General features: G+C 71.9%; 22 protein-coding genes. 12 read left to right on the top strand and 10 right to left on the bottom strand.

What is annotated here, in order from left to right; genetic code table 11:
• The first annotated feature begins 363 nt into the window (after nucleotides 1–363).
• Nucleotides 364–1,887 carry a glutamate--cysteine ligase gene (locus ACH4FX_RS41795; RefSeq protein WP_398487041.1) on the top strand — a complete coding sequence of 508 codons (1,524 nt, stop codon included), beginning with the start codon at nucleotides 364–366 and terminating at the stop codon, nucleotides 1,885–1,887.
• A 483-nt stretch (nucleotides 1,888–2,370) separates the two neighbouring features.
• Nucleotides 2,371–3,222 (top strand): CPBP family intramembrane glutamic endopeptidase, encoded by an 852-nt coding sequence (locus ACH4FX_RS41790; RefSeq protein ID WP_398487040.1) that lies wholly within the window; start codon nucleotides 2,371–2,373, stop codon nucleotides 3,220–3,222.
• 44 nt (nucleotides 3,223–3,266) lie between these two features.
• Here the strand turns inward: ACH4FX_RS41790 and ACH4FX_RS41785 are convergent, their stop codons facing one another.
• Entirely contained in the window at nucleotides 3,267–3,749 is a 483-nt protein-coding gene (locus tag ACH4FX_RS41785) for a MarR family winged helix-turn-helix transcriptional regulator (protein WP_398487038.1), read from the bottom strand.
• A 109-nt stretch (nucleotides 3,750–3,858) separates the two neighbouring features.
• On the opposite strand from ACH4FX_RS41785, the gene ACH4FX_RS41780 reads away from it, so the two are divergent.
• On the top strand, nucleotides 3,859–4,608 hold the full coding sequence (locus tag ACH4FX_RS41780) for a dienelactone hydrolase family protein (RefSeq protein ID WP_398487036.1): 750 nt from the start codon (nucleotides 3,859–3,861) through the stop codon (nucleotides 4,606–4,608).
• A 25-nt stretch (nucleotides 4,609–4,633) separates the two neighbouring features.
• Here the strand turns inward: ACH4FX_RS41780 and ACH4FX_RS41775 are convergent, their stop codons facing one another.
• Together ACH4FX_RS41775 and ACH4FX_RS41770 are read right to left on the bottom strand one after the other, a co-directional pair.
• Complete coding sequence (locus tag ACH4FX_RS41775; protein WP_398487034.1) at nucleotides 4,634–5,458, bottom strand: PhzF family phenazine biosynthesis protein; 825 nt, start codon at nucleotides 5,456–5,458, stop codon at nucleotides 4,634–4,636.
• A 157-nt stretch (nucleotides 5,459–5,615) separates the two neighbouring features.
• Nucleotides 5,616–6,419, bottom strand: coding sequence for an aminotransferase class IV family protein (locus tag ACH4FX_RS41770; RefSeq protein WP_398487033.1), 804 nt, complete (start codon nucleotides 6,417–6,419; stop codon nucleotides 5,616–5,618).
• Nucleotides 6,420–6,561: 142 nt separating this feature from the next.
• On the opposite strand from ACH4FX_RS41770, the gene ACH4FX_RS41765 reads away from it, so the two are divergent.
• On the top strand, nucleotides 6,562–6,909 hold the full coding sequence (locus ACH4FX_RS41765) for a MerR family transcriptional regulator (RefSeq protein WP_398487032.1): 348 nt from the start codon (nucleotides 6,562–6,564) through the stop codon (nucleotides 6,907–6,909).
• A 20-nt stretch (nucleotides 6,910–6,929) separates the two neighbouring features.
• Here ACH4FX_RS41765 and ACH4FX_RS41760 read toward each other — a convergent pair whose 3' ends face one another.
• The 3 genes from ACH4FX_RS41760 to ACH4FX_RS41750 all read right to left on the bottom strand — a co-directional run bounded on the left by ACH4FX_RS41760 (nucleotide 6,930) and on the right by ACH4FX_RS41750 (nucleotide 10,317).
• Nucleotides 6,930–8,279 carry an MFS transporter gene (locus tag ACH4FX_RS41760; RefSeq protein ID WP_398487030.1) on the bottom strand — a complete coding sequence of 450 codons (1,350 nt, stop codon included), beginning with the start codon at nucleotides 8,277–8,279 and terminating at the stop codon, nucleotides 6,930–6,932.
• Between the two features lie 345 nt (nucleotides 8,280–8,624).
• The gene (locus ACH4FX_RS41755) at nucleotides 8,625–9,299 is read right to left on the bottom strand and encodes a hypothetical protein (RefSeq protein ID WP_398487028.1); all 675 of its coding nucleotides are present in this window, start codon (nucleotides 9,297–9,299) and stop codon (nucleotides 8,625–8,627) included.
• Nucleotides 9,300–9,594: 295 nt separating this feature from the next.
• Nucleotides 9,595–10,317: a dienelactone hydrolase family protein gene (locus ACH4FX_RS41750; protein WP_398487026.1), complete on the bottom strand. Its 723-nt coding sequence runs from the start codon at nucleotides 10,315–10,317 to the stop codon at nucleotides 9,595–9,597.
• Between the two features lie 468 nt (nucleotides 10,318–10,785).
• Between ACH4FX_RS41750 and ACH4FX_RS41745 the strand changes: the two genes are divergently transcribed.
• From ACH4FX_RS41745 to ACH4FX_RS41730, 4 genes are all read left to right on the top strand, one after another.
• A complete protein-coding gene (locus tag ACH4FX_RS41745; protein ID WP_398487024.1) occupies nucleotides 10,786–11,397 on the top strand; it encodes a PadR family transcriptional regulator in 612 nt (203 codons plus the stop codon).
• Between the two features lie 257 nt (nucleotides 11,398–11,654).
• Nucleotides 11,655–12,185, top strand: a complete 531-nt coding sequence (locus ACH4FX_RS41740; RefSeq protein ID WP_398487023.1) for a Clp protease N-terminal domain-containing protein — start codon at nucleotides 11,655–11,657, stop codon at nucleotides 12,183–12,185.
• Nucleotides 12,186–12,513: 328 nt separating this feature from the next.
• Nucleotides 12,514–13,569 (top strand): EamA family transporter, encoded by a 1,056-nt coding sequence (locus tag ACH4FX_RS41735; RefSeq protein ID WP_398487055.1) that lies wholly within the window; start codon nucleotides 12,514–12,516, stop codon nucleotides 13,567–13,569.
• Nucleotides 13,570–13,747: 178 nt separating this feature from the next.
• A complete protein-coding gene (locus ACH4FX_RS41730; RefSeq protein ID WP_398487021.1) occupies nucleotides 13,748–14,803 on the top strand; it encodes a DMT family transporter in 1,056 nt (351 codons plus the stop codon).
• Between the two features lie 66 nt (nucleotides 14,804–14,869).
• On the opposite strand, the gene ACH4FX_RS41725 is transcribed toward ACH4FX_RS41730, so the two are convergent.
• Together ACH4FX_RS41725 and ACH4FX_RS41720 are read right to left on the bottom strand one after the other, a co-directional pair.
• Nucleotides 14,870–15,511, bottom strand: coding sequence for an FMN-binding negative transcriptional regulator (locus ACH4FX_RS41725; protein WP_398487020.1), 642 nt, complete (start codon nucleotides 15,509–15,511; stop codon nucleotides 14,870–14,872).
• 16 nt (nucleotides 15,512–15,527) lie between these two features.
• The gene (locus ACH4FX_RS41720) at nucleotides 15,528–16,202 is read right to left on the bottom strand and encodes a pyridoxamine 5'-phosphate oxidase family protein (protein WP_398487019.1); all 675 of its coding nucleotides are present in this window, start codon (nucleotides 16,200–16,202) and stop codon (nucleotides 15,528–15,530) included.
• Between the two features lie 35 nt (nucleotides 16,203–16,237).
• Here ACH4FX_RS41720 and ACH4FX_RS41715 point away from each other — a divergent pair, with 35 nt between their 5' ends.
• Both ACH4FX_RS41715 and ACH4FX_RS41710 read left to right on the top strand, forming a co-directional pair.
• Entirely contained in the window at nucleotides 16,238–17,569 is a 1,332-nt protein-coding gene (locus ACH4FX_RS41715; protein ID WP_398487017.1) for an aminotransferase class I/II-fold pyridoxal phosphate-dependent enzyme, read from the top strand.
• A 226-nt stretch (nucleotides 17,570–17,795) separates the two neighbouring features.
• Nucleotides 17,796–18,359: a GNAT family N-acetyltransferase gene (locus ACH4FX_RS41710; RefSeq protein ID WP_398487016.1), complete on the top strand. Its 564-nt coding sequence runs from the start codon at nucleotides 17,796–17,798 to the stop codon at nucleotides 18,357–18,359.
• Here the strand turns inward: ACH4FX_RS41710 and ACH4FX_RS41705 are convergent.
• Nucleotides 18,313–19,341, bottom strand: coding sequence for a DMT family transporter (locus ACH4FX_RS41705; protein WP_398487014.1), 1,029 nt, complete (start codon nucleotides 19,339–19,341; stop codon nucleotides 18,313–18,315). The genes ACH4FX_RS41710 and ACH4FX_RS41705 overlap by 47 nt on opposite strands.
• A 74-nt stretch (nucleotides 19,342–19,415) precedes the next feature.
• Between ACH4FX_RS41705 and ACH4FX_RS41700 the strand changes: the two genes are divergently transcribed.
• On the top strand, nucleotides 19,416–20,324 hold the full coding sequence (locus tag ACH4FX_RS41700) for a LysR family transcriptional regulator (protein ID WP_398487012.1): 909 nt from the start codon (nucleotides 19,416–19,418) through the stop codon (nucleotides 20,322–20,324).
• A gap of 44 nt (nucleotides 20,325–20,368) precedes the next feature.
• Nucleotides 20,369–20,905 carry a GrpB family protein gene (locus tag ACH4FX_RS41695; protein WP_398487011.1) on the top strand — a complete coding sequence of 179 codons (537 nt, stop codon included), beginning with the start codon at nucleotides 20,369–20,371 and terminating at the stop codon, nucleotides 20,903–20,905.
• Between the two features lie 97 nt (nucleotides 20,906–21,002).
• Here ACH4FX_RS41695 and ACH4FX_RS41690 read toward each other — a convergent pair whose 3' ends face one another.
• A complete protein-coding gene (locus tag ACH4FX_RS41690) occupies nucleotides 21,003–21,158 on the bottom strand; it encodes a GNAT family N-acetyltransferase (RefSeq protein ID WP_398487053.1) in 156 nt (51 codons plus the stop codon).
• Nucleotides 21,159–21,283: the final 125 nt, after the last annotated feature.

Genomic DNA, 21,283 nt, shown 5'->3' with positions numbered 1-21,283 from the left:
GGACCGGTCCGCGAGGTGATTTCGGGGCCTTTGTGCCGGGCCCGGCGCGACTGCCTCGTATTTCGCCGTGAACACGGTAGGCCGGATCTGGACGGTCTTTTTCCGGATCTCGACGGCGTATACCGCGCCGTACCGATCCGGTCTCCGGGCCCGACGGTATGCCCTCGGAATGTGCCAGCCCTGGTGTCTCCCGGAGTCTATCGGTTCCGGCGCATGTCCGAGGCGTTATCGATCGGATTGCCGGGCATCATCGACCGTAGCGCGAACCCTGGGGCCGCCGGGGGACCGGCGGGCCCGGGCCGCACCGGCAGGCCCCGGGCGGCCCGCCGGGCCGGGCCCGTCGTCACGAGGAGGGACGCTTCGATGGGGGAGAAGGTTGCGGCGGGCGGGATCGACCTCACCGACCGGCAACGCTATCGAAGAAAGCTGCGGGAGTGTCTGGCGGGATTGCGGAGGCTCTTGGACGAGAAGCGCTTCGACCGCCCCAAGAACCTGATGGGGCTGGAGATCGAATTGAATCTCGCCGGGCCGGACGGGCTGCCGAGGATGATGAACTCGCAGGTCCTGGAGCGCATCGCGAGCCGGGATTTCCAGACCGAACTGGCCCAGTGCAACCTGGAAGTCAATATTCTGCCGCACCGGTTGTCCGGACGGGTCCTCGACCAACTCGCCGAGGAACTGCGCACGGGCCTCGCCTATGCCGACCGCAAGGCGGCGGAAGTGGCCGCCCGCATCGTGATGATCGGTATTCTGCCGACCCTGGCCGCCGAGGACCTGGTCGCCGCCAACCTTTCGGAGATCGACCGTTACGTCCTGCTCAACGACCAGATGCGGGCCGCGCGCGGCGAGGACTTCCAGATCGAACTGGAGGGCGTGGAGCGGCTGGTCTCCACCTCGGCCTCCATCGCGCCCGAGGCCGCGTGCACCTCGGTGCAGCTGCACCTCCAGGTCACCCCGAACCGTTTCCCCGCGGTCTGGAACGCGGCCCAGGCCATCGCCGCCGTACAGATCGCGGTCGGCGCCAACTCGCCGTTCGTCTTCGGCCGCGAGCTGTGGCGCGAATCCCGCCCGCCGGTGTTCCAGCAGGCCACCGACGTGCGCCCGCCGGAGTTGCGGGCCCAAGGGGTGCGTCCGCGCACCTGGTTCGGCGAACGCTGGATCGACGCCCCGTACGACCTGTTCGAGGAGAACCTGCGGTTCTTCCCGCCGCTGCTGCCGATCCACTCGGACGAGGAGCCGCTGGCCGTGCTGGACGAGGGCGGCATCCCGAGCCTGGCGGAGCTGGTGCTGCACAACGGCACCGTCTACCGCTGGAACCGCCCGGTGTACGGGGTGGCCGACGGCGTCCCGCATCTCAGGGTCGAGAACCGGGTGCTGCCCGCCGGCCCCACCGTCACCGACGTCATCGCCAACACCGCCTTCTACTACGGGCTGGTGCGGACGCTGGCCGAGGAGCAACGGCCGGTGTGGACCCGCCTGCCGTTCGCCGCCGCGGCCGAGAACTTCGACACCGCGTGCCGCCGGGGCATCGACGCCGTACTGAAGTGGCCCCGCGGCCGGTCCGGGGGCCTCGCCGAGACCCCCGCCGTACGCCTGGTACGCCAGGAGCTGCTGCCGATGGCCGCGGCCGGCCTGGACGCCTGGGGCGTCGAACCGGCCGACCGGGACCACTACCTCGGCGTGATCGAGGCCCGCTGCCGGCGCCGTGTCAACGGGGCGTCCTGGCAGGCCGCCGCGTACCACCACGCGCTCGGCCGCGGCCTGGACCGGGACGCGGCGCTGGCCGCGATGACACAGCGCTACAGCGAGCTGATGCACTCGGGCGAGCCGGTGCACGCCTGGCCCGTCGAATGGTCCATCGCGCCGGTGGCCGCGGGGCGGGGCTGAGGGTGGGGGCGTGCGGCCGTACGTGCCCTGGTCGCAGCTGAGGGGCGTGAGGCGGTACGCGTCCTGGCCGCAGCTGAGGGGCGTGAGGCGGTACGCGTCCTGGCCGCAGCTCAGGGGCATGGCGTACGGGGCCGGCCGCTGCTGAGGGGTGGGTGCGGTCCACGACGCGTGTGAGGCCGGCCGCCGCTGAAGGCCTGGTCCCCGAGACGTGAGGCCACCGGTCGGATGCCGTTCCCGTGCGTACCGTTCCACCCCGTATGCCCCGCTGTGTTCCGGTCTGCTGCCGGAAGTCGTCGGGGCCGCCGGGCCGGGGCGAAGCCCCGTGCCGTCCGCCGCGGCCGGCGTCGGGCAAGCTATGACGTTCCGGCGCGCCATCACGGCATCGCGGATATCGCGGCATTGCGACGGCGCGACAGCGCGGTGGTGTGGAACCGCGCCGGTGCGGTGAGACGAAGGCGCGGTAGTGCGGAACTGGAGGCAGCTGTGCAGTCGGACGCGAGTCCCGTGGCCGGTGCGGGATCCCCGGGCCGGGGGCGGCAGGAGCCGGGCGGAGGGCAGAGCGACGGCGCGGACGGCGGGCTTCCGCGGCGGCTGCTGCGCAACGAGACGCTGCTCGTCCTCGCCCTCTCGCTCGGCGCGAGCGGCGTGTCCGCGCTCATCAGCTTCATCGGCTCGCTGACCAAACCCGGCGGGCTCAGGGACCAGGCCGCCACGCTGAACTCCTCGCACGCGCCGGGCCGCCCCTGGCTCGACCTCGCCTGGCAGCTGTTCGGCATCGCCACCGCGCTCGTTCCCGTGGCCCTGGTGGCGCACCTGCTGCTGCGCGAGCGGGCCGGCGGCCTGCGGGCGGTCGGTCTCGACCGGCGCAGGCCCGGATTCGACCTGGGGCGCGGCGTCTGCGTGGCGGCGGTCATCGGCGGCAGCGGACTGCTGCTGTACCTCGGTGCGCAGGCGGCCGGCTTCAATCTGACGGTGGTGCCGGAGTCGTTGCCCGGTGTGTGGTGGAAGGTGCCGGTACTCGTCGCCTCGGCCGTGCAGAACGCCGTGGTCGAGGAGGTGATCGTCGTCGGTTACCTGCTGCGGCGGCTGGGACAGCTGGGGTGGACCCCGTTGGCGGCGCTGGCGGCGAGCGCGGTGCTGCGCGGCTCGTACCACCTGTACCAGGGCATCGGCGGCCTCGTCGGGAACATGGTCATGGGCGTGATCTTCGTCCTGCTGTACCGGCGCTGGGGACGCGTCGGCCCGCTGGTCGCCGCGCACGCGCTGATCGACATCGTGGCCTTCCTCGGGTACGCGCTGCTCGCGGGGAAGGTGGGGTGGCTGCCCACGCTGTGACGGGCGGGGGCCGGCTACGCCGGTGGGCTGCCGGAGGGGGCGCGTCAGCGCGTCCGTGTGTGGTGGTCCAGCAAGCGGGTGAGCAACTGCACCAGCTGGTCGCGTTCGGCCGGACTCAGCGGCGCGAGCAGGACGTCGTGGAGGTTGTCCAGGACCTCGTCGAGGCGGTGCAGGTGACGGCGGCCCCGGGCGGAGATCGTGATCAGGTTGCGGCGCCGGTCGCCGGGGTCCGGCGCCCGCTCGACGAACTCACGCTCCACCAGTTCGTTGAGCACGCCGACCATGTCGCTGCAGTAGATGCCGGTGCGTCCGCTCAGCTCGGCCTGGCTGCCCGGCCCGTAATCCTGCAGTGAGGCCAGCACGGCGTAGTGCCACTTGCGGGCGTCGATCCGGGCCAGCCCCTCGTTCACCAGCCGGTCCGACCGTGCGGACAGCTGCGACAGCAGCCGGCTCGCCCGGCGGCGCAGTCTGTCGGGCGTCCTGCGCGCGCCGTCGTCGGGCAGATCCGTGGCCTCGGCTCCGATCATGGCGCCCATCCTAACCATTGCGTTAGTCCGACTAACGATGTACGTTCGCTCGCGCCGGGATCGTTGGTGCGTCCAACGCCGGCCGAGTGATCTCCGAGGAAGGACGCTCTTGCCCACCAAGACACTGCAGATACCCACCGCCGACGGCCAGGCCGACGCTTTCGCCGCTTTCCCCGACGGCGGCGGGCGGCACCCGGGGGTGCTGATGTACCCGGACGCCTTCGGCCCGCGGCCCGTACTGAGGGAGATGGCCCGCGAACTGGCCGGGCACGGGTACTACGTGCTCGTACCCAACCTCTACTACCGGCACGGGCCGGCGCCGGTGGTCGACCTTCCCGAGCACATCGGGGAAGACGACCGGCCCGCGGTCTTCGCCAAGGTGATGCCCCTGGTGGAGGCGCACACCACCGACCGGGTCCTGCGCGACGCCGACGCCTACCTCGGCTTCCTCACCGCCCAGCCCGAGGTCGGCGCCGGACCGGTCGCCGCGACCGGCTACTGCCTGGGCGCCGCCCTGGCGATGCGCACCGCGACGGCCCACCCCGAACAGGTGGCCGCCGTCGCCGGTTTCCACCCCGGCGCGCTGGTCACCGACGCGCCCGACAGCCCGCACCGCCTCGTCCACCAGCTCACCGCCCAGGTCCATCTCGGCCTGGCGGAAGGCGACCTGACGCCGGAGGCCCTCGGCGAACTCCAGCAGGCCCTGGATGCCGCAGGTGTCGGCCACACCATCGAGACCTACCCCGGCACCATCCACGGCTTCACCATGTCCGACACGTCTGCCTTCGACCCGTCCGCACTCCAGCGCCACTGGGACCGCCTGCTCGCCCTCCTCGGCAGCACCCTGACCAAGGGCTGAGGCTCGACGGTGCGGCCGGTCTTCCTCAGGGAGCGGTGAGCAGTTCGCCGTCGATGACGGTGACGGCCGTGCCGGTGAGCAGGGTACGGTCGCCGCGCAGCCTGGTCCGTACGAGGCCGGTGCGGTGGGCCGGGCCCTGGCGGCCGGTGAGTTCGTCGCGGCCGAGACGGGCCGACCAGAACGGTGCGAGGGCGGTGTGGGCACTGCCCGTGACCGGGTCCTCGTCGATGCCGACGGCGGGGAAGAAGCCGCGGCTGACGAAGTCGTAGCCGCTGTCGGCCGCGTCGGCCGCGGCGGTGGCGATCACACCGCGGCCACCGGGCGAGGCGAGCGCCTTCAGGTCCGGTTCCAGTGCCCGTACGGACTTCTCGTCGGCCAGCTCGACGAGCAGGTCGCCGAGGTGCTCCCCGGTGTCGTACGCGCCGCGGATCTCCGTGCCCAGCGCCTCGGCCACGGCGGGCGGCACCTCGACCGGGGTCAGCCGGGCCGTCGGGAAGTCCATGGTGATGGCGCCGCTCGCGTCGGCCGTCGTGGTCAGTACCCCGCTGCGGGTGGCGAAGCGGACCGTTCCGGTGGCGGTCCCGGTGGTGTGCAGGACGTGCGCGGTGGCCAAAGTGGCATGCCCGCACAGGTTCACCTCGGCGGCCGGGGTGAGCCAGCGCAGTCCCCAGTCGGCGTCCCCGCCCGCGGGCAGCGGGTGGGCGAAGGCGGTCTCGGAGAGGTTGACCTCGGCGGCGACCTGCTGGAGCCAGGTGGTGTCGGGGAAACAGCCGGCGTCGAGCAGGACGACTCCTGCGGGGTTGCCGCCGAAGGGACGGTCGGCGAAGGCGTCAACGATGCGAATCCTCATGGCTCGCAGCTTAAGAGGGCCACATCGGCGCGCCCCAAGGCCAATCGTGGGTCAGTGGACTGGTTTCAGGGGGAAGAGGCTGGGCGCCCGGATCGCGCCCAGCTCCATTCCTTCCATCCCCTCCCCGCCTCCGTGACCGGCCGGCGCACGGTCCTTCTCAGGGCGCGGTGAGCGGTTCGGCCTCGTACGCCCGGTGCAGCAGCTCCAGGAAGGCCGGTGCTTCCGGTACGGACACGGAGCCGATCCGGTGGACGGCCACGCCGGGCGTCCAGGAGTTCATGACCACGGCACCGGCCAGCGTGGGCAGGTCGGCGGGCGTGACCTCCCGGACGCGCTGGGGGAGGCCGAGCCGGTCCAGTTGCCGCCGGACGATGCCCATCGTGGTGCCGACGAGCATGTCGGCCGCGGGCCACACCACCGAGGTGCCGTCCCAGAAGGCCAGGTTCCAGATCGTCGCTTCGCTGAACCGGCCACGGCGGTCGACGAACGCGGCATCGTCGAAGCCCTGGTCGGCCGCCTGGCGCCGGAAGTACGTCTTGGCGACCTCGCCGACGTGCTTCACGGCCGGCAGGGCGCGCTCGTGCTCGACGGTGGTGAGCGCCAGCGGCCCCTCCGGGCCGGACGCGGCCGGGCCCGTACGTACCAGCACGTCGAGCTGCGCACCGTCATCGGACGCGGCGAATTCGCCCACGGGCGCGTACACGAAGGCCTGCAACGACAGATCGTCCGGCCCGGCCTCCAGGGCCGTCCGCAGGTGTGCCCGGACCCGGTCGTCCGGCACCGCCCGGCCGAACATCTCCACCGAGGCGAACCGCAGCCGCTCCAGGTGGAGGTCGAGGCCCCGGACCCGGCCGCCGCGCACCTGCATGGCGGTGAAGTGCGCGTAGCCCGCGAAGGCGAGCGGCGCCAGGTCCTCGGCGGTCGCGGTCCGGCCGTTGCGTTGTACGACGGAAAAGGCCATGTCATCACTCCAGCGGTACGGAAACACGAAGGGGAACGGCGGCGGTCCGGACCGGGGGAACGGGCCGCGGAATGATCTCCCCTGGGTGCGACGTTAAGGCCTCACATCAATGGGAAGGTCAACCTCGGATGGGACAGGGCACATGCTGATCGGGGAGTTGTCCCGGCGTACCGGAGTAAGCCCGCGACTGCTGCGGTACTACGAGGAGCAGGGCCTGCTGGAAGCGCGGCGCGGCCCGAACGGCTACCGCTACTACGACGACGATGCGGTGCTCACCGTCCGCCAGGTACGTGCCCTGCTGGAAGCGGGCCTGACCACCGAGGTGATCCGCGCCGTGCTGCCGTGTGCCCGGGGCGAGCAGCCGGAGTTCGAGATGTGCGTGGACGTCCAGGCCATCCTGAGCCGGGCGCTGGAGGCCACGGACGAGCGCATCGACGACCTCCGGCGCAGCCGCAGCACCCTCGCGGGGTACTTGGGCCAGGAGCCCTGAGCCGTCGGCGCGACTTCCTACTACGCGGGCGAGGCGTCAGCGGGTGGTGGTGTCGGTTCCTTCGCAAGGCTCTTTCCCAGGCGCGCCAACGGGGAAAGGGCCATGCACAACGGGGACAGCGAAAGCCCGATGACGGTCACCAGCAGAGCGGTACGCAATCCCCACTGGCCGGCCAGCCGTCCACCGAGGAGCGAACCGAGCGGGGCCAGTCCCATACCGACGCAATTGACGGTGGCGACGACCCGGCCCTGCAGGGGCACGGGGGTGACGGCCTGCCGTACCGCCATGACGGTGACGTTGACCAGCTGACTACAGGCGCCGAAGACGAAGTTGACGCCCGCGAGCGCGAACACCGTGCCGGCGGTGGAACCGTACAGCGCCGGCACACCGAGCAGTACGGCGTCGGCGAGCACGGCCGCGGTGACCAGGACGAGGCCGTGGCCGTACTTCCCCGGCAGTCTCGCGGACAGCAGCGACCCGACGACCGCCCCCGGCCCCATCGCGGCGAGTGCCAGGCCGACGGCCGTGGCCGACAGATGCAGTCCGCGTGGCAGGAACAGCAGGTAGACGGTCATTACGGCCGAGAAGAAGAACTGGAAGGCGGCTGAGGCCAGGCAGACGGCCCGCAACGTGGGGTGACCGGCGACGAGGCGCAGGCCCGCGCGGATCCGGTGCCGGATACGGGCGGGTTCCTCGGCGGAGCCTTCCTCAGTGGGGCCTTCATCGATGCGCCCTTCCCCCTTGCGGCCTTCCTCGACACGGCCGGACAGCGGCTCGTGTCGGCGGATACGGCGGATCGACAGGAACGACAGTACGAAGAGGAACGCGCCGGCCCCGGCGGCCACCGGCGCCGACAGGAGCGACGCCAGAGCCCCGCCGAGTGCCGGCCCACCTGTCTGTGCCGCGGACCGGCTGCCCTCCAACACGCTGTTGGCCTGAGCCAGTTGTCCGCGCCGCACCAGCCGTACGAGAGACGTCTGATACGCCACGTCGAAGACGACACCGAGGCTGCCGACGAGAAAGGCGGCGGCGATCAGCGTCGGAAGTCCGAGGGCACCGAACAGATACGAGCCGAGAACGACGGCCAGAGCCACGGCCCGGCCCAGGTCCGCCGCCATCATGACGTTGCGGGTCCGCCGACGGTCCACCCAGGCGCCGACGAAGAGCGAGAACAGCAGGACCGGCGCCTGCTCCACCGCACGCAGAACGCCGAGCCTGGTGGCGTCGGCGTCGAGTGCGAGCACGGCGATGAGCGGCAGCACCACCTGAGTAGTGCGCTCCCCGAACTGCGAAGCGGCCTGACCTGCCCAGAGCCTGCGGAAATCACCGTCCCGGCACAGGCCGGAGAGCGGGCGGAAGTGGGACGGCACAGGAACCCCTTGAGTCGAGGAGCGCGCCCGCGGCACCAGAGACGCGGTGAGTGGCGGGCGCGGGAAGGTGTGCTGTGCCGCAGACCGGAGGCGGCACGCGAGGACGGGTCGGGTACGACAGCAGGTCGGGACGACCGGTGATGTCAACGCGTGCCGGTGTGACCGGGCATATTCGGCTCCTCGGGGACGCTTGCCGGGGAGGCTAGCGGCCGTCCGTCCACCGCAGGAAGCGGTTTTCGGAACCCGGAGCAGCGGGCTTCCTCGTCAACCGCGCGGTGACCAGCATTTTCGGTGCCGGTGCCGGTGCCGGTGCCGGTGCCGGTGCCGGTGCCGGTTTCGGTATGGTCACGGGTGCTGCGGCCGGTCGGTCTCCCAGTCGACGCGGGTGTGCGGGGTGACCGGGATGGTTTCGAGCTCGTCGTCATCCAGGAGCAGCTCAGCGGTCTCGGCCGAGCAACCGACGTAAGTGGACAGCAGGTCGTAATCGGTGGTGACCACCCAGCTGCGATCCTGCGGCCACCAGAACTCGGGGCCGCTGTCCCCCACTACGTCCCTCACGGCTTCTCGCACGGTTTCCAGATCGGCCAGAGGAGCGCGACGAACGAGCGGTGTTTCCTCGCCCCAGAGGAGGGCGGCGAGATCGTAGACGAAGTAGACGTCCTGGTCGTCGGTTACTCCGGCCAGCACGCGAGCCAGTGCCCGCCGGCTGCTGTCGTCGAGGGCCCCGTCCTGGACCTGCCACAGCGAGTGTCCGAGATTGCGGCCTTCGCTCCGCAGCCACCAGTGCGACAGTTCAGCATGAAACGGGACGGCCGAATCCTTGGCGCGCGCCTGCCATGTGATGGTGCGGCCAGACCCGTCCGTAGCCTCGAAACGGTGAAAGATGCGTACGTACGCCTCGTAGCCGCTCGGTACGAGCTCGGACACCACGTGCCCGGGACCGGCCGCTCGACGACCGAGCCGGTCCTGGGGCCAAGCCAGCTCCGTGCCGCCGTACGACCATTCACGCATTTCTGTCATGGCGCCCATTGTCGCCATTCCGGATGCTGCCACACACCTGAGGCCGGCCGCCCCACTCGTGAGAGCGTCTGCGGCGCCGGCGCAGGCAGTTCGAAGAGCTGTCGGTGAACGGAGGAGCCGCGGGCGGCTGTGCGCTGCCCCGCCCGGGCGGTACCGCCGATGGCCGGTATCGCCGCGATCAGGGCGGTTGTCTATGAGTTGTCCACCGCTCACCGAGGAGGCCGGGGCCTGTCCTCGATGAGCGGCGACTTGGCCGACGGTGCCTACCGTCCGCCGCCGGCCTGACGGCTCGGTCTCACCTCAGGTGGCGGTCGAAGAACCGGTTCCCGTCGTCCAACTCGAACCACGGGGTACCGGTGTGCCCGCCCATATTGGCGTGCAGCGTCTTCTCCCTGCTGCCGAAGGCGTCGAACAGGTCCAGGGCCCGTTGCCGCGGGTTCCCTTCGTCGTCCCACTGCAACAGCATCAGCAGCGGAATGGTGATCCGCCGGGCCTCCTCGCGCTGGGCGCGGGGCACGTAACCCCCGGCGAAGAAACCGGCGGCGGCGATGCGCGGCTCGATCGCCGCGAGGCGAATGCCGACGGCGGTCCACCCCGAGTAGCCGACCGGGCCGCCGGTCTCGGGCAGCGCCAGGAGGGCGTCCAGGGTGGTCCGCCAGTCCGGGGCCGCCTTTTCGACCAGCGGGCCGATGAAGGACTCGAAGACCTCGTCGACTGCCTCGCCGGCCTGCATCGCCCGGCGGAAGTCGGCGCGGGTCCGCTCGTCGGCGGCGGAACGGGGCCGGTCGCCGCACGCGGCGGCGTCGATGGCGGCCACCGCGTAGCCGTACGCCGCGGTGGTGCGGGCCCGGGCCACGAGCCGGGGTTCCCGCTTGGGCAGGCCGTTGTTGTGGGCCATCAGGATCAGCGGGGCCGGCGTGGCGGACTCAGGTGTCCACAGGGTGCCGGGGATCTCGCCGAGGGTGAATTCGCGTTCGAGGACGCCGTCGTCGCGGCGCTGAGCGGAAGTGAAGTGCATGGTCGTGCCTTCCGGGAGTGCTCGGAGCGGCGCTCCCGGACGACCTATCGCCCGACCGTGACCCCGGAGGGGAGCACCCATGTCGATACTGCGTTCACGGGTACCACCTCCTCGTTCTCTCGCACGGCCGTCGGAAAAGTAGCAGGGGCCGCAGTGGCCCGGCCAATGGTTTTCGCGGCGGGTCCTTGGGTGGATCTATGGAGCCGCTCTCCTGAAGATCAAGGCCGTGCGGTCATGGGCTCCGGGTCTGTGACGTGATCGCGTGTGACGACATCGCCGGAGGCCAGGCGCGAACCGGAACCGATCGTTCGAGACGGGGCCGGGCAGACGGAGGCAGGGCGTAGATGGGCGTCGACCTCGGGCGTTGCCATCCGAACAGTTCCGATATATCGTTGAAGCATCGCGAACGATCAGAGTGATGTCGTGAGTGATCAAAGAAGGTAACGACGACAAGGAAGGAGCGCCCTCATGCGTTCCCATGGACATGAACATCACGAACACCACGGACACGGCCGGCGTGGCGGCCGCGGTGACTACGAGGGGCGGTTCGAGGGGCGGCGCGCCGCGTTCGGGCCGTTCGGGCCCCCCTTCGGCGGGCCGCCGTTCGGTGGCCGGGGCCGCGGCGGCGGGCCGCGCGGCCGGGCGCGGCGCGGCGATGTGCGCGCCTCGATCCTGGCCCTGCTGAAGGACCGGCCGATGCACGGTTACGAGATGATCCAGGAGATCGCCGAGCGCAGCGGCGGCGCCTGGAAGCCGAGCCCCGGCTCGGTGTACCCCACCCTCCAGCTCCTGGAGGACGAGGGGCTGATCAGCAGCGCGAGCGAGGGCGGCAAGAAGCTCTTCTCGCTCACCGAGGCCGGACGTACCGAGACGGAGAACGTCGCCGACGCCCCCTGGGAAGAGGCCGGCCGCGGCGTCGACTGGGAGGCGATGAACGAGATCCGCAAGGCGGGCGGCGGCCTGATCGAGGCGTTCCGCCAGGTGTGGGCCACCGGCACGCCCGAGCAGCGGGAGAAGGCCATCGCGGTGGTCAACAAGGCCCGCAAGGAGCTGTACCTGATCCTCGCCGAGGATGAGTGATCCGCTCGCCGTCGGCCGCGCGCGGGTGAGGCGTGACGATGACGGGTGAGCCTGCCAGGGGCCGCGACCGGAAGCGTTCCGGTCGCGGCCCCTGCGTCACGGTTGACCGGCCGGAGGCGCCGCGGGCGGCCGGATCGACGTGTCGGCCCTCCTCCGCAAGGAGGAGATTGCGCGAAGCGGTACCCAACCACGGGTGGATGCGCAAATGCTTCCCGCCGGGGATGTTCCGGGCGTCCGTGGCTGGTGGGGTGGGGACTGTGCAAAACCGTACTGGGTACAACGGCGGAGGAGGGTCTCCCTACGAGGACCTCGAAGCGCAGCTCACCGTCGAGCTGGCGTCGGTGGTCTCCGCCGCCCGCAGGCGTGCCACGCGCGACGGCGACCGCCAGGTGGACACCGCTCATCTGCTGCACGGGCTCCTGGAGTCGGACCCGTCGGTACGGGCCGCGTTCGACGGCGGGCCGCAGGTCGCCCGGCTGCTCGGCTACCTCGTCCAGCGCAGCATCGGGTACGGACTCCAGTGGCACGGCACCGTTGAGGACTCCGGTGCGGTACCGGTGGTGACCGAGGGAGCGGTGCCGGGCTGGTCACCCGCCGCGGCCGCCGCCCTGGACGGCGCACTCGACCGCGCGCACGCCCGGTACGCGACCCACGCCACCTGTCTCGACCTGCTCGCGGCCCTCGTGGACGACCCCGAGTCGCGCGCCGTCGAGGTGCTGCGCCGGGCCGCCGTCGACACCGGACAGCTCGCCGCCCGGCTGGAGGGGGACCGCCCCGGCCAGGGCTGACAGGCCCAACAGGGGTGACGCTGCTGACGGCTGCTGCCATGATGTGCCGATGCGCGTGTCGACGGGGAGTACGGGGAGTACGGGGAGTACGGGGAGTACGGCTGCCCAGGCGGCCTCAGGGGCGGGTGGCGGCCCGGGGGAACCCGGAGTTCCGGGAACGTCGGCGGCGGCAGCCCTGTCCGGGAAGCCGGGGTGGTCCGGAGGAACGGGAGGGCCGGCGGCCGGGGGACCGGGCGGGTCGGCCGCCGGAGAGTCAGGTGGGTCGGTGGCCCGGGAGCAGAGCGGGCCGACAACCGGAGAGCCGGGCGGACGGGCTGCCGGCGGCGGCATCGCGCGAGGCCGGAATGTCGGGCTCGTTCTGGCGCTGATATCCGCCTTCGCCTTCGGCGGTTCCGGCGTCGCCGCCAAGCCCCTCATCTCGGCGGGCCTCGAACCGCTGCACGTCACCTGGCTGCGCGTCGCGGGCGCCGCGCTGGTGATGCTGCCCGTCGCCTGGCGGCACCGGCGGCTGCTGTTGCGCCGCCCCGCCCTCCTCGTGGGCTTCGGCCTGCTCGCGGTCGCCGGGGTGCAGGCTTGCTACTTCGCCGCGCTGTCCCGCATCCCCGTCGGCGTCGCGCTGCTCATCGAATACCTCGCGCCCGCGCTGGTGCTCGGCTGGGTCCGGTTCGTGCAGCGCAAGCCGGTCACCCGGGCCGCCGCCGTCGGCGTCGTCCTGGCGGTGGGCGGTCTGGCCTGTGTGGTCGAGGTGTGGTCGGGGCTGAGTTTCGATCCGGTCGGTCTCGCGCTGGCTCTCGGCGCCGCCTGCTGCCAGGTCGGCTATTTCGTGCTCTCCGATCACGGCAGCGACGGCGAGGACGCGGCGGACCCGCTGGGCGTGATCGCGTACGGGCTGCTGATCGGCGCGGTCCTGCTGACCGTGGTCGCGCGGCCCTGGGAGATGGACTGGCCGGTGCTCGCCGGCGGCGCGGACATGGCCGGGACCCGGGTGCCCGCCGTACTGCTGCTCGGCTGGATCGTGCTGGTCGCCACGGTGCTGGCGTACCTGACCGGTGTGCTGTCCGTGCGACGGCTGTCCCCGCAGGTCGCGGGGGTGGTGGCGTGCCTGGAGGCGGTCATCGCGACCGTTCTGGCCTGGGTGCTGCTCGGTGAGCACCTGACCGCACCGCAGATCGTGGGCGGAGTGGTCGTCCTGGCCGGCGCCTTCATCGCACAGTCCGCGTCCCCGAAGACGGAACGTCCGGACGTGGAGGACGTGGGGGAAGAAGCGGCGAGCGGGCTTTCCCCGGAACTTTCCCCGGATGGGGCTGTGGTGGGCAGCCCGGCGGACCGCGCGTCGTCTCCCGGGACCGGACAGGGCTTGTCGGCCGGTTCACGTGCCGATTAAGGTGCCGATCATGCATTCGACCGTGCTGCCCCCTCCCGCCGACTAGCGCGGGCGGCGGCCTCCGAGGGAGAACCGGTCCGGGCCAGGTCCCGGACGGGTTGTCGCTGCCCGCAGACGGGACCACGCGACCATTCCACGGCGCTCGGCGCCGTCCCGGAATTCCCGGAGAAGCACAGTCATGCATGGTGTCTCTTCCCCTGCCCTGCCCGTGGGCCGGGGCCTGTTGTACGTGACCATCGCCGCGACCGCCTGGGGCACAGCGGGCGCGGCCGCCGCCCTCCTCTACCGCAGCAGCGGCCTGGGCCCCCTGGCACTTACCTTCTGGCGCACCCTCGGCGGCTTCCTGCTGCTGCTGGCCGCACGAGCGGTGCTGCGCCGCCGTACAGCTGACGCGGTTGCGTCCGTGCGCCGCGGTACGGCCGGTGTGCCGTCCATGAGCCCTAGCACGACCGGCGTACGGTCGGCCACCGCGCGCCCGGTGGACCCGCTGTGGCGCCCCGCCCTGCGGGTCGCCGTCACCGGAATCGCGCTGGCCGTCTTCCAGGCCGCGTACTTCGCCGCCGTCGAGGACACGGGACTGGCCGTCGGTACGGTCGTGACCATGGGGGCCGGACCCGTACTCATCGCGCTCGGCGCGCGGCTGACCATGGGCGAACGGCTCGGTGCCGGGGGCGTCCTGGCCGTCGTGGGTGCCCTGTGCGGGCTGTCGGTGCTGGTTCTCGGAGGTGGTGATTCCGGTACGGTGCGGCCCACCGGGGTCGCCATGGCGCTGCTGTCCGCCGTCGGCTGCGCCGTGATGACGCTGACCACGCGCCGTCTGGGCGGCGCCGGGCAGGCCGCCGACCCGTACGCCTCGACCATCAGCGCTTTCGCCGTCGGTTCGGCCTGCCTCCTGCCGCCGGCCGCGGCGGAAGGGCTGTGGCCGCAGGCGCACGACCTGGGCCGCAGCCTCCTGTTGATGGGCTACATCGCCGCCGTGCCGACGGCGTTGGGCTACGGCCTGTACTTCGCGGGGCTGGCGGCCGTACGCGCGGCCACGGCATCGGTGCTCTCGCTGGTCGAGCCGGTGTCCGCGGCGGTGATCGCGGTGCTCTTCCTCGGTGAGGACCTGACGGTGGGCACGGCCGTGGGGACGTGTGTGCTGCTCGTGGCCGTCGCGGGCCTGGCCGTCGCGGAGGCACGGGGCGCGGTGGCGGCCCGTACGGCTGCGCCGGAGCCGGTGACGGCGGGCTGACCCGGATGCGAGGGGGGAGGCGGCCGGCCTCCCCCTTCTGCGCCCCCGCAGACGCCCCGCGCGCCGTCAGCCGCGCCCGGCCGCCAGCCTGCGCTGCTGGTGGGCGCGGGCCTGGGCGTCGCGGGGCGCGTCCCGCTCGGCCAGGCGCGCGGAGATCCGCTGCTGGACGGCCTCGGCCCGCTTGCCTGCGTACTTGAACTTGGCACGCACGTCCGTCACTTCCAGCCGCAGCCCGCGGATGCCGGGCAGCTGGCGTCCGTACGGCGGGGAGTCCGCGGTGACCGGCGCCGAGCCGCCCTCGGGCTGGAAATGCCCCATCTGGCGCTCCAGCAGGGCCGCTTTCTCGTGCGGGTCGTCCACGACGTGGGCGGTGCAGGTGAGTTGTACGGCGGCATAGAAGCTGGTGGGCACGCCGTGCTCGGGCGGGGCGTCCTCCACGGCCTGCCACGGCCCGGGGATGAACACGTAGTCGTCCACCACGCTCAACAGGACCGTGGGGGCCTCCTCCAGGGCCCGCCATATCGGGTTGGGGCGGGCGAGGTGGGTGACGGCCTCGCGCCGGGCCGGGGCGTAGGCGAAGTGCAGAGGCTGGACGAAGGGAGGGGCGCCCGCCGGGCCGTTCACGGCGAGCTGGCCGAAGTCGTGGCCGGCCAGCCAGTCCTGCCACTCGGTGTCGTCGGTGGGTGCGTCCCATGGGTGGATCAGCATGTGGCGTCCCTTCAGCTCAGCGCGCGGCGAGGTAGGCGGGTGCGGCGATGCCCGGGGCGAGGTCCTCGGCCGGAACGGGGGCGCCGTACACGGGGGAGACCGGCAGGACACCGCTCCAGTGGGGGAGCGCCACGTCTTCGGGATCGTCGTTCGGGCCGCCGGAACGGATCTTGGCGGAGACCTCCTCCAGGTCGAGGCGGACGACGGCGGTGGCGGCCAGTTCCTTGGCGTTCGCGGGCCGGGAGTCGGCGGCCCGGCCCGGGACCACGTGATCCACCAGGGCGTCGAGCGCGGCGGCCTTCTCGTCCGGGTCGGTGACCTGGTACGCGGTGCCGTGGACGACGACGCTGCGGTAGTTGACCGAGTGGTGGAACGCTGACCTGGCCAGGACCAGGCCGTCGACATGGGTGACCGTGACGCACACGGGCAGCCCCGGGTCGGCCGGCTCCCCGGCCATCCGCAGCGGGCGTGAGCCGGTCGAACCGTGCAGGTAGAGAAGGTTGCCGACGCGGCCGTACAGCGTGGGCAGGACGACCGGGGCGCCGTCGCGGACGAACCCGAGGTGGCATACGTAGCCCGCGTCGAGGATCGCGTGCACGGTCTCGTGGTCGTAGGCGGCGCGCTCGCGGGCGCGGGTCGGTACGGTGCGCTCCGTCCGGGCGAAGGACGGGGCCTGGGGCGCCTGGGGCATTGCGGACTCCATTGCACTAGTGCATAATTGGTTTTGTGCTAGGAGAGTATCGGATCGAAGGGCGGCGCGCATCGGAGATTGCCGCCAGTGTCGAGCGAGCCATCGGTGCGGGCGAGCTCCAACCGGGCGAAGTCCTGCCCCCCATGCGGCAGTTGGCCGTGTACTTGGAGGTCAATCCCAATACGGTGGCGTCCGCGTACCGGACGCTGCGGGACCGGGGTGTGATCGAAACAGCCGGCCGCCGGGGCAGCCGGGTGCGCCCGCGGCCGGCGAGTACGGCGCGGGAAGCGGCGCTGGGCCCCGTGCCACCCGGCGTGTGCGTCGCGTCGGACGGCAACCCCGATCCGGCGCTGCTGCCCGCCCTCGAAAAGGCGCTGGCCGCGGCTGCCGCGCGCAGCGCTCGGCAGCCGACGCTGTACGGGGCTCCCGCGGTCGGCACGGAGCTGGAGCGGCTGGCCCGCGCCGCCTTCGAGGCGGACGGGGTGCCGAGCGGCTCCATCGCCGTCACCTCCGGCGCGCTGGACGCGATAGAGCGGATGCTCGGCGCGCATCTGCGCCCGGGTGACGCGGTCGCCGTCGAAGACCCGGGCTGGGGAAGCCTGCTGGACCTCATCCCCGGACTCGGCCTGCGGGCCGTGCCGGTCGCGGTGGACGACGACGGCCCGCTGCCCGAGCAGGTGGGCCGGGCGCTGCGGGAGGGCGCGCGGGCACTGGTCGTCACGGACCGCGCGCAGAACCCGACCGGCGCGGTGCTCGGTGCCGAGCGCTCTCAGAAGCTGCGCTCGGTGCTGGCGGGCCACCCGGACGTGCTGCTCATCGAGGACGACCACGGCCACGACATCGTCGACCTCCCGTTGCATCCGCTCGCGGGGGCCACGGACCACTGGGCGCTCGTCCGCTCCACGGCCAAGGCGTACGGCCCCGACCTGCGGCTCGCCGTGCTGACCGGCGATGCGGTGACCGTGGACCGGGTGCGCGGGCGCCAGCGGCTCGGGCCGGGCTGGGTGAGCCATCTGCTCCAGGACGCGGTGGTGCACCTGTGGCGTACGGGAGCGGTGGACCCGAAAGCGGTCGCGGACGCCTACGGGCGGCGCCGAAACGCTCTGCTGGACGCCTTGGCGGCACGCGGAATCCCGGCGCGCGGGCGCAGCGGGATGAACGTGTGGGTCCCGGTCCCCGACGAAACCGGCGCCGTCGCCCGGCTGTTGCACGCGGGCTGGGCCGTCGCGCCCGGAGCCCGCTTCCGTATGCACTCACCACCCGGCATACGGGTCACGGTCTCCGGCCTCTCGGAGGACGAGTTGCCGGCACTGGCGGACGCCATCGCATCCGCCGTCGAACCGAAGGAGGCACGCCGGTACGACTGAAGCCACCGGAAGGCACAGCGGCGAGCCGCAGGCCGCGGGGCGGAGTCGCCGGACAGACCCGCAAGACGTCTGGCCAGGCAGACGGCCGATAGACCGCAAGGCGGCTTTGCCGCCAGACCGCAGGACAGACCGCATGCCAGACCGCAGGACAGCCCGTAAGACGGAGGGCAGGACAGGCCCAAGGCAGGCCGACAGAGGGGGGAACGATGCTGATTACGATCGCACGATGCCTGATCAGAGCTTTCTTGTCCGTGGTCCGCGGGTGGCCATCCGGCGCCTCTCCTTCCAGGACCGGGAGGAGGTCGCGGCCCTTGAGCGGGAGAGTGCCGCACTGCACCGCCCGTGGGTTCCCGCCAGGGAGACGACTCCCGAGGCCTTCCGTGCTTACGTCGCCAAGTTCGACCGGCCCACCCATGAGGGTTTCGTGGTCTGCCTGCGGGCCGGTGGCGCGATCGTCGGCGGCATCAATATCAACAACATCGTCCGGGACGGTATCCACAGCGGAACCCTCGGCTATGCCGCCTATGCGTCGACCACCGGGCACGGCTATATGACCGAAGGGCTGCGCCTCGTCGTCGGATATGCCTTCACCGAACTGGGGCTGCACCGGCTGGAGGCCAACATCCAGCCGGGCAACGCCGCATCCATCAGGCTCGTCGAACGGCTCGGGTTCCGGCGTGCGGGCTACTTCCCGCGCTTCCAGTACGTGGACGGTGCCTGGCGTGACCACGAACGGTGGGTGATCACGGCCGAGGCGGTCGGCCACGCCGCCGGGGACGGCTCTGGGTGAGGGCCGCGCCCGCCAGGACGATCAACGCGCCGACGGGAGTGTTCCAGCTGAGTGATTCACCGAGCAGCGCGACACCCGCCGCGGTGGCGATCACCGGCACGAAGTAGGTGACCATCTGGGCGGTGGTCGGGCCCACCTCCGCGACCAGCCCGTACTGCAACAGGAAGGCGAAGCCGGTGCCCAGGGCGCCGAGCGCGATCACCGCGAGAAGGGGGACGACTGGATAGGAGACCGGGACGGAGGTGAACAGCGCGGTCACCACGCCGACCTGGGCGGTGGCGAGGAGCATCTGGGTACCGGAGAGGGCGACGTGGGAGTCCTTGGCGCCGGCGAGCGTGCGCCGGACGTAGATCCAGCCGATCGGGTAGCTCAGCGACGCGCCCAGGGCCATCGCCGTACCCGCCGGGTCGGTACCGGAGAAGCCCTGCCAGGCGCCGAGCACGGTCAGTACGCCCAGGAAGCCGAGCCCGAGCCCCGCGACGCGGCGGCGGGTGGGCCGGTCCTCGGAGAGGGCGACCAGCGACAATGCCATGCCCCACAGCGGGGAACTGGCGTTGCAGATGCCGGCCAGCGTAGAGGGGATGGTCAGCTCGGCGTAGGCGAACAGGGAGAAGGGGAGGGCGTTGAGGAAGAATGCGGCTACCGCGAGGTGACCCCAGGTCCGTGCGGAGCGGGGCAGCCGCTCCCGCTTGGCCACCAGGACGGCGACGAGCACCGCCGAGCCGAACGCGAGACGCCCGAAGGTGACTTGAAGCGGCGCGTAAGCCTGTGTGCCGACCTTGATGAAGAGAAAGCTGAAGCCCCAGACGAGGCACAGGACGCCGAACCGCAGGCGCCAGTCGGGGGCCCGGCGCTGGGCGCCGCGCGGCGCCGGGGCGGGAGCGGGGGTGGGGGCGGCGTCGGTTCCGGACGCAGGGGAAGGCGCGCCGGCTCGGGGAGAGACGGCGGCCGTGTCGGCGGGGGAGGGGGCGGCGGTGCTCATGGGGACTACGATGCTGGCCGCGACTTCGTAGCACAAGCGAGATTTTATGGGAGGCACCACTTAGCATTGCTTATATGTTGAACCTTGATCGTCTGCGGACCCTGAGTGCGGTGGCCCGGCACGGTTCGGTGAGCGCGGCGGCCGAGGGCCTGCACGTCACCACCTCCGCCGTGTCGCAGCAGCTCGCCAAGCTGGAGCGGGAGACGGGACAGCAGCTGCTGGCCAAGAACGGGCGCGGCGTACGGCTGACCGACGCCGGCCGGCTGCTGGCCGACCATGCCGTCCGGATCCTCTCGCAGGTCGAACTGGCCCAGGCCGATCTGGAGGCCCACCGTGGCCAGGCCGTCGGTGAGCTGCGGCTCGGCGCCTTCCCCACCGCGGCGCGCGGCCTGTTCCCCGGCGCGCTGGCCCGGCTCCGTGTCGAGCACCCGCAACTCCGGGCGCGACTGTGGGAGATGGAGCCCGACGTCTCGGTGCGGAGCGTGGTGCGCGGGGACATCGACCTGAGTGTCGTCCTGGACTGGCACAACCGGCCGCTCTCGCTCCCCGAGGGGCTGGCGAAGGCGCCGATCCTGGACGACCCGGCGGATGTGGCCATGCCGGCCGACCACCCCCTGGCGCGGCGCAGCTCCGTCGTCCTGGAGGACTTCGCCGACGACGAGTGGATCTCCTGGCCGCAGGGCGAGTTCTGCCACGACTGGCTGATGTTCACCCTGCGCGGCCAGGGGATCGAGCCGCGCATCTCACACATGGTCGAGGAGCACCACACCCAACTTGCGCTGATCGAAGCGGGGTTGGGGGTGGCGGTGGCTCCTCGCCTGGGACGTGGGCCGGTGCCGGCCGGGGTGAGCGTGGTGCCCGTACGGCACACGATGCGACGGCACGTCTACGCCATCTGGCGCGCCGACGCCGACCGCCGGCCGTCCATCCGTGCCGCGGTCACCGCGCTGCGCGAGGCCGGTGAGGAGGTCGAGGGCCGCTGAAAATTCCGGGAATCGGGCGGTGGGCCGGTGACACAATGACGCGCATGAGTGAGCGGATCATTGAGGTAGTCCCGTACGACCCGGCCTGGCCGGAGCAGGCAGCGGCTGCTATCGCGGACGTACGCGAGGCGTTGTCCGGGGTCGTCACGGAGATCGAACACATCGGTTCGACCGCCGTGCCGGGGCTGGCGGCCAAGCCCATCATCGACCTGATGGCCGCAGCCGAGGACCTCACCGCCGTCGAAACCCGCGAAGAAGCACTGGCCCGGCTGGGCTTCCGGCGGGACCACAACGGCATGACCGGCCGCCTCCTGTACGTCCGCGGCGACGACAGCCGCCGGACGCACCACCTGCACGTGGTCACCCTGGAGAGCTGGCCGTCCCGCAACCAGCGAATCCTGCGCGATCACCTGCGCAAGTACCCGCAGGACGCGGCGCGTTACGCGCAGCTCAAGCAGTCTCTCGCCACCGGTGGTGCCACGTCCGACGACTACACGCAGGCCAAGACCGAGCTGATCCAGGAACTGACCGACCGTGCCCGCGCCGAGCGGGGCCTGCCGGCGGTTCCGGTCTGGGAGTAGGGCGGGGGCGCAGTCGCAGGCCGGACCGCGGGCGGCGTGAGATCGGTCTGCCGCGGGCTGGGCGTCGGGGCGCCAGATGGTTTGCGACAGGTGGGCCTCACGGTGTCAGGTCGGCCTGCAACAAGCGTGGAGACGCGTCGAATCCGTGCCGCGAGTAGGCCGGGACCGCCCGGTCGCTGGAGTGCACCGTCACGCGTTCCAGCCCGTGCCGGTGCGCGAGTTCCAGGACCGCGTCGATGAGCCGCCCGCCCAGGTCGTGTCTTTTGGATCAGTCGCGGGCCCGGGATGATCCGAAAGACACGGCCTAGTAGTGCTTCGTTAGCTCTGCCGATCGTGGCTGACCAGGAGCATGCTGGCAGGTATGAGGCTCGGGGAGGT

The sequence above is a fragment of the Streptomyces sp. NPDC018019 genome, assembly GCF_044327805.1.
GTDB lineage: Bacteria > Actinomycetota > Actinomycetes > Streptomycetales > Streptomycetaceae > Streptomyces.
This window is presented reverse-complemented; position numbering and strand designations above follow the sequence as displayed.